The 7,446-nt window shown below is 72.5% G+C and carries 6 protein-coding genes; 4 read left to right on the top strand and 2 right to left on the bottom strand.

The genetic code is table 11. The features are described from left to right. The coding region (locus tag IF129_RS25710) for an acyl-CoA dehydrogenase family protein (protein WP_191212238.1) at window positions 1-610 on the bottom strand (610 nt) is incomplete at its 3' end. A 133-nt stretch (window positions 611-743) separates the two neighbouring features. Between IF129_RS25710 and IF129_RS25705 the strand changes: the two genes are divergently transcribed. From IF129_RS25705 to IF129_RS25695, 3 genes are all read left to right on the top strand, one after another. After that, complete coding sequence (locus IF129_RS25705; RefSeq protein ID WP_191212237.1) at window positions 744-1,286, top strand: SseB family protein; 543 nt, start codon at window positions 744-746, stop codon at window positions 1,284-1,286. 169 nt (window positions 1,287-1,455) lie between these two features. Next, window positions 1,456-2,022: a hypothetical protein gene (locus IF129_RS25700; protein ID WP_191212236.1), complete on the top strand. Its 567-nt coding sequence runs from the start codon at window positions 1,456-1,458 to the stop codon at window positions 2,020-2,022. 180 nt (window positions 2,023-2,202) lie between these two features. Then, on the top strand, window positions 2,203-3,177 hold the full coding sequence (locus tag IF129_RS25695; protein WP_191212235.1) for a pirin family protein: 975 nt from the start codon (window positions 2,203-2,205) through the stop codon (window positions 3,175-3,177). A 48-nt stretch (window positions 3,178-3,225) separates the two neighbouring features. Here IF129_RS25695 and IF129_RS25690 read toward each other — a convergent pair whose 3' ends face one another. Next, a complete protein-coding gene (locus IF129_RS25690; protein ID WP_191212234.1) occupies window positions 3,226-5,421 on the bottom strand; it encodes a SpoIIE family protein phosphatase in 2,196 nt (731 codons plus the stop codon). Window positions 5,422-5,621: 200 nt separating this feature from the next. On the opposite strand from IF129_RS25690, the gene aspS reads away from it, so the two are divergent. Next, window positions 5,622-7,397 carry an aspartate--tRNA ligase gene (gene aspS / locus IF129_RS25685; protein WP_191212243.1) on the top strand — a complete coding sequence of 592 codons (1,776 nt, stop codon included), beginning with the start codon at window positions 5,622-5,624 and terminating at the stop codon, window positions 7,395-7,397. Window positions 7,398-7,446: the final 49 nt, after the last annotated feature.

The following is a 7,446-nucleotide window of genomic DNA, read 5'->3' as shown; positions in this document are numbered from 1 at the left end:
TGTCGTGCTCACCCGAGGTGATGAAGCGCTTCACGCCCTCGATGTGCCAGCTGCCGTCCTCCTGCCGGACGGCCTTGGCGCGGCCGGCGCCGACGTCCGAGCCCGCGTCCGGCTCGGTCAGCACCATGGTGGAGCCCCACTGGCCGTTCACCATGCACTGGGCGATCTTGGCCTGCTCCTCGGTGCCCTCCTCGAAGAGGACGCCGGCGAACGCCGGGCCGGAGGCGTACATCCACACCGCCGGGTTGGCGCCGAGGATCGTCTCGGCGAAGGCCCACAGCAGGGAGCGCGGGGCCGTCGTGCCGCCGATCTCCTCCGGGATGCCGAGGCGCCACCACTCGGCGTCCATGTACGCCTTGTAGCTCTTCTTGAAGGACTCCGGGACGGGCGCGGTGTTCGTCTTCGGGTCGAAGACGGGCGGGTTGCGGTCCGCGTCCTCGAAGGAGGCGGCCAGTTCGTTCTCGGAGAGGCGGGCGATCTCGGAGAGCACGCTCTTGGCGGTCTCCACGTCCATCTCGGCGAACGGCCCGCTCCCGTACACGGACTCGCGGCCGAGGACCTCGAACAGGTTGAACTCGATGTCGCGCAGATTCGACTTGTAGTGGCCCATGGGCGCTGGCTCCGTAGGGACGGGGAGGGCTGGGTCCTCCGGATGCGTACCAGTTAGTAACCCCATCATGCTACCCGCCGGTAATAACAAGCAAGCCCGAACCGGCCGGATGTGACTCGTTACCCTTCTCATCATGTACGGCTACGAGCAGAACGCCTACGGGGCGCCGCCGCCACCGCCGGGTTACGGGGCGCCCCCGCCGCACGGTGCGCCGCACCAGCACGGCGTCCCGCCGCAGCACGGAGCGCCCCAGCACGGGGCGCCGCAGCACGGGGCGCCGCACGCCCAGCCGCCGGCGCAGCACTACCCGGAGCCGTCACCGCCGTCCCTGGCCGACGCCGTCCGCGGCTTCGCCACCGGTGCCCTCTCCCCGGAGGACTTCCAGGGGATCTTCCACAACGCCCGGGTGTACTGCCCCCGGGGTGAGACGCCCGGCTTCCTGGCGCTGCACAACACGCAGCAGCCGGTCATCCCCATGTTCACCTCGCTGAAGGAGCTGCGCGCGTACGCGGGGAAGGAGTCCCGCTACTTCGTGATCACCGGCGCCGAGGTCCTGGACCTGCTGCCCACCGGCTACGGCTTCGTCCTGGACATGGAGGGCGACCACCGGGTCGTCTTCGACGCCAAGGCCGTCGAGGAGATGGTCGACTTCGCGATGCACAGCATGTACGGCTGACCGCACCGGGCCGCCCCGCACGCGAGCGGTCAACGCGACGACGTTAATCACTCGATGGAGTGAACCGCTCGCCAAGCCCTCCCCGTCCCTCCTCGCTTCGGAATGATCGACTGCGCCACCCGTGAACGGGTGGCCGTGTGTCATCGACCAGAGAAACGGGACCCCATTCATGGCTGAGACGCTCAAGTACGGCGACCGAATCCACCTCCAGAACGCCTACAACGCGTGGGGCGGTGGCTACCTGGACACCAACGGCGCCAGCTCCGCCACCGGGGGCGTCTACGGGGTCTCCACCGCCGACACCCCGAACCGTGGGCAGGGCACCGGAACCTGGGAGGTCGCCTCGGCCACCGGCAAGGCGGTCGGCACGCCCGTCGCCAGTGGGGACCTGATCACTCTGCGCAACCTCTACTCGGCGGGCAGCTACCTGGACACCAACGGGGTCGCCTCCGCCGCACAGAAGAAGGCCGGCGCCAAGTACGACGTCCACACCGCCAAGAGCGACGACCGGGGCACGGGCACCGCCGAGTGGCGGATCTTCGCGCGCACGTCCGACCCCCAGGACACCGACGTCCACATCGGGGACACCGTCCACCTGTGGAACGTGTACGGCGGCAACGGCGGGTTCCTGGAGACCAACGGCGTGGGCCCCGCGGGCGGGAAGTACGACGTGTGCACCAACGCCTACTACAACCGCGCGGCCGACGTCGCCGACTGGCGCGTCTCCCGCGCCTGACCGGCCCTCGCGCGGCGCCGGGTCCGGCGCGGCGCGGCCGTCGGGCGGGCCTCGCGGGCCCCGCCCGACGGCCACCGGCGGGGGCCGACCACCCGACCCCGGCACGGCCGGGGAATGACGCGGCATTGGCAGACGTTCAAGCTTCAACTAGATTGGACGTACCGTCCGAGGAGGCCCGTCATGCCCGCGATCACCGTCGAGAACCCGCTCACCCTGCCGCGCGTCACCGCGTCGGCCGAGCCGTCCGCCGCGCGGCCCGTGCTGGCCGTCACCACGGCGCCCAGCGGTTTCGAGGGCGAGGGCTTCCCCGTGCGCCGTGCCTTCGCCGGCATCCGGTACGACCACCTCGACCCGTTCATCATGATGGACCAGATGGGTGAGGTGGACTACGCGCCGGGCGAGCCGAAGGGCACCCCCTGGCACCCGCACCGCGGCTTCGAGACCGTCACCTACCTCATCGACGGCACCTTCGTGCACCAGGACTCCGAGGGCGGCGGCGGCACGATCCAGAACGGCGACACCCAGTGGATGACCGCGGGGAGCGGGCTGCTGCACATCGAGGCGCCGCCCGAGGAGCTCGTCATGAACGGCGGCCTCTTCCACGGCCTCCAGCTGTGGGTGAACCTCCCGGCCGCCATGAAGATGACCGACCCCCGCTACCAGGACATCCGCGGCGGCGAGGTCAAGCTGCTGACGTCGGCCGACGGCGGCGCGCTGCTGCGCCTCATCGCCGGTGACCTGGACGGCCACCAGGGGCCCGGCATCACCCACACGCCCATCACGATGCTCCACGCCACCGTCAGCCCCGGGGCGCAGGTCACGCTGCCCTGGCGCAGGGACTGGAACGCGCTGGCCTACGTGCTGGCCGGGCGCGGCACCGTCGGCGCCGAGCGGCGGCCGATCCACCTGGGCCAGACCGCCGTCTTCGGCTCCGGGGAGACGATCACCGTGCGGGCCGACGACGTCCAGGACTCCCACCACGCCACCCTCGACGTGGTGCTCCTGGGCGGGCAGCCGATCCGCGAGCCGATGGCGCACTACGGGCCGTTCGTCATGAACAGCCACGCCGAGCTGGTGCAGGCGTTCGAGGACTTCCAGTCCGGGCGGCTCGGCCGGATACCGGCCACGCCCCGGACGGTGGCCACCGAAGGCTGACGGCCCGGCGCCCACGGCGGGTCGGGGCGGCCCCACGGAGGGAGCCGCTCAGCCCCAGTGCGGGGGCGGGGCGTCCTCGTCGACCTCGAACCAGATCGCCTTGCCCTCGCCCCTGGGGTCCACGCCCCAGGAGCCGGCGAGCATGTCCATGAGGATGAGCCCGCGCCCCGAGGAGGCCAGCTCGCCGGGGTTGCGGCGGTGCGGCAGCTCGTCGCTCTGGTCGGCGACCTCCACCCGCAGCCGCCGCCCGCCGCGTTCGCCGGTGACCTCGGCGACCAGCAGGGCGTCGCCGTCGGTGTGCACGAGGACGTTGGTCAGCATCTCGGAGAGCATCAGCACCGCGCCGTCCACCTGGTCCGGGGCGGCCCAGTCGTAGAGCAGGTCGCGCAGCTGCCCCCGGGCGTCGGCGATGCGGGACGCGTCGGTCTGGGCGACGCTCAGCACCGTCCGGCGCCCGGTGCCCCGGGGCACGCCGACCACGTCGTCGCGGCTGAGGAGGAGCAGCGCGACGTCGTCGTCCCGGCGGTCGGTCAGCGGGCCGGCGTAGTGGTGGGACGGCGGGCCGTGGACGGCCTGCACCAGGGCGTCGGCCAGCTCCTCCAGGTCGGCGTCCGGTCGCTCGGCGAAGACCGCGCGGATGCGCGCCCAGCCGCTCTCGATGTCGTGCCCGCCCGTCTCGATGAGGCCGTCGGTGCACATCATCAGCGTCTCGCCGGGGCCGAGCGCCAGCCGCGTCGTCGGGTAGTCGGTGTCCGGGTCGATGCCCAGGGGCAGCCCGCCCGCCGTCGGCCGGACCATGAGCGTGCCGTCGGGCAGCCGGACGGCCGGGTCGGGATGGCCGGCCCGGACGATGTCGAGCGTGCCGTTCACCGGGTCCGCCTCGATATAGAGGCAGGTGGCGAAGCGGGCGTCGTCCCGGCCGTCCGCCACGGAGCCGTCCGCCCCCGTGCCCCCGCCGTCACCGGCGTCGGCCTCCGCGTCCGCCACGTGGTCGCGGGTCATGCCGGCCAGGAAGCGGGAGGCGCGGGAGAGCACGGCCTCCGCGCTGTGCCCCTCGGAGGCGTAGGCGCGCAGCGCCACGCGGAGCTGCGCCATCAGGGCGGCGGCCCGCACGTCGTGCCCCTGCACGTCGCCGATGACCAGGGCGGTGCGTCCGCTGTGCAGCGGGATGACGTCGTACCAGTCCCCGCCCACCTGGAGACCGCCGCCGGTCGGCACGTAGCGCGCGGCGACCGTCATGCCCTTGATGTCCGGCCGGTGCACGGGGCGCATGGTGCGTTGCAGGCCGGCCGCCAGCTCCTGCTCGGACTCGCGCACGTACGCCCGCGACAGGGCCTGCGCCAGCATGCGCGCGACGGTGCTCAGCACCGAGCGCTCGTCCGGGGTGAACGTCACCCGGGAGCCGAACGCCGCCATCCAGGCCCCCACCGTGCGCCCGGCCGCCACCAGCGGCAGGAACGCCCAGGACTGCCGGCCGAAGGGCGCCGCCAGCGGCCAGGTGACGGGGAAGCGGCGCTCGTACTCGGCGGGGCCGGCCAGGTAGACCGCCCGGCCCGTGCGCACGACCTCCGTCGCCGGGTACGGCGTCGTCAGCGGCATGTCGGTGAAGGCCGCCTCGGAGCCGGGGCCGTGCCCGTGGTGGCCGATGACCGACAGATGGTCGCCCCTGACGCCGAAGACGGCCATCCCGTCGGGGGAGAAGCCCGGCATCGCCAGGTTCGCCGCGACGCGCAGCACCTCGGTCGTGGAGCGGGCCTCGGCCAGCGCCCGGCCCGCGTCCAGCAGGAACGCCTCGCGCGCCCGCCGCCAGTCCCCGGTGACCGCCGACTGGCCGGAGGCGTTCTCGGGCGCCTCCACCAGCGTGCCCAGCAGGACGGCCCCCGCGCCCGCGCCCCGGCGTCGCGGACCGTTCGTCCGGGTGTTCAGGTAGCGCAGCCGCGCGCGGACCGTGCGCAGCACGCCCCCGTCGTCGCCGACCACGCGCAGCCGCTCCTCCGCGATGCCGCCCTCGGCGGCGGCCAGGGTGATGATGCGGTCGAGTTCCACGAAGTCCACCGCGTGCAGCCGGGCCCGGACGGCGGCCGTGGGCACCGTGGCCGGCTCCGGCTTCAGCCCCATGAGCCGGGCGGCCCGCGCGTCGAGGGTCACCAGGCCGGCCACGTGGTCCCACCGCCACATGCCGGTCCCGGTCGCGTCCAGCACCTCGTCCACCTGTGGCGGGGAGGCGCCCTGGTCGGTGCGCATGTGCCCCACTGTAGGAAGACCGCGTTCCTCCCGCCCGGCGGACCGGGGCCGTCCGGTGGGGTCGGGCGTGCCCGGCGGGCGTCCTCGGGCCGGGGCGGCGGGCCGGGCTCGGACGGTACGCTGAAGGGCGCCGGGAGGCCGGTACAGCGCGGCCTTCTCCCGAATCCCGTACGACCCGGCTCTGACGACTTGGATGAATGATGCATCGGTACCGGTCCCACCACTGCGGCGAGCTCCGATCGCAGGACGTCGGCAAGGACGTCCGGCTGAGCGGCTGGCTGCACAATCGTCGTGACCTGGGCGGCATCCTCTTCATCGATCTGCGCGACCACTACGGCCTGGTCCAGCTCGTGGCCCGGCCCGGCACCCCGGCCAACGAGGCGCTGAGCCACCTCACCAAGGAGACCGTCGTCCGCATCGACGGCACGGTGGCCTCGCGCGGCGCCGACAACGTCAACCCGGAGCTGCCCACCGGCGACGTCGAGATCGAGGTGGGTGACGTCGAGGTGCTCGGCGCGGCCGAGCAGATCCCGTTCACCATCAACACCGAGGACGGGGTGAACGAGGAGCGCCGGCTGGAGTACCGCTTCCTCGACCTGCGCCGCGAGCGCATGCACCGCAACATCCTGCTGCGCACCGCCGTGATCTCCGCGATCCGACAGAAGATGACGGCGCTCGGCTTCAACGAGATGGCCACCCCGATCCTGTCGGCCACCTCCCCCGAGGGCGCCCGGGACTTCCTGGTGCCCTCCCGCCTGCACGCCGGGAAGTTCTACGCGCTGCCGCAGGCGCCGCAGCAGTTCAAGCAGCTGCTGATGATCGCGGGCTTCGACCGCTACTTCCAGATCGCGCCCTGCTTCCGTGACGAGGACGCCCGCGCCGACCGCTCGCCGGGCGAGTTCTACCAGCTCGACATGGAGATGAGCTTCGTCGAGCAGGAGGACGTCTTCCAGGTCATCGAGAAGGTGATGACCGACCTCTTCGAGGAGTTCGGCGGCGGGCGGCACGTCACCTCGCCGTTCCCGCGCATCCCGTTCCGCGAGGCCATGCTGAAGTACGGCTCGGACAAGCCGGACCTGCGGGCCCGGCTGGAGCTGGTGGACGTCACCGACGTCTTCGAGGGCTCGGAGTTCAAGGCGTTCGCGGGCAAGCACGTGCGGGCGCTGGCCGTGCCGGACACCGCCGACCAGCCGCGGAAGTTCTTCGACCAGATGGGTGAGTTCGCCGTCGAGCAGGGCGCGAAGGGCCTCGCCTGGGTGCGCGTCGGCGAGGACTCGGCACTGACCGGGCCGATCGCGAAGTTCCTCACCGAGGACGACGTCACCGCGCTGCTCGGCGCGCTCGACGCCAAGCCCGGGACGGCCGTCTTCTTCGGCGCCGGCGACTTCGACGACGTCTCGAAGATCATGGGCGCCGTCCGCGTCGAGGCCGCGCGCCGCGCCGGTCACTTCGAGGAGGACGTCTTCCGGTTCTGCTGGATCGTCGACTTCCCGATGTTCGAGCGGGACGAGGAGACGGGGCGGATCGAGTTCTCCCACAACCCGTTCTCCATGCCGCAGGGCGGTCTGGAGGCGCTGCGCACGAAGGACCCGCTGGACGTTCTGGCCTGGCAGTACGACATCGTCTGCAACGGCGTCGAGCTCTCCTCCGGCGCGATCCGGAACCACGAGCCGGAGATCATGTACGAGGCGTTCGAGATCGCCGGGTACACCAAGGAGGACGTCGAGCGCGAGTTCGGCGGGATGCTGCGCGCCTTCGCCTTCGGCGCCCCGCCGCACGGCGGCATCGCCCCCGGCATCGACCGCATCGTCATGCTGCTGGCCGACGAGCCGAACATCCGCGAGACGATCGCCTTCCCGCTCAACGGCAACGCCCAGGACCTGCTCATGGGCGCGCCCAGCGAGGTCGACGAGGCGCGGCTGAAGGAGCTGCACCTTTCCACGCGGCAGCCCACGCGGAAGCCGCCGCAGAGCTGACCGACGCGCCGCGGGGGCGCCCTCCCGGCCCGGGAGGGCGCCCCCGCGG

The organism is Streptomyces chumphonensis, from assembly GCF_014779715.1.
In the GTDB taxonomy this organism is placed as follows: domain Bacteria; phylum Actinomycetota; class Actinomycetes; order Streptomycetales; family Streptomycetaceae; genus Streptomyces; species Streptomyces chumphonensis.
This window is presented reverse-complemented; position numbering and strand designations above follow the sequence as displayed.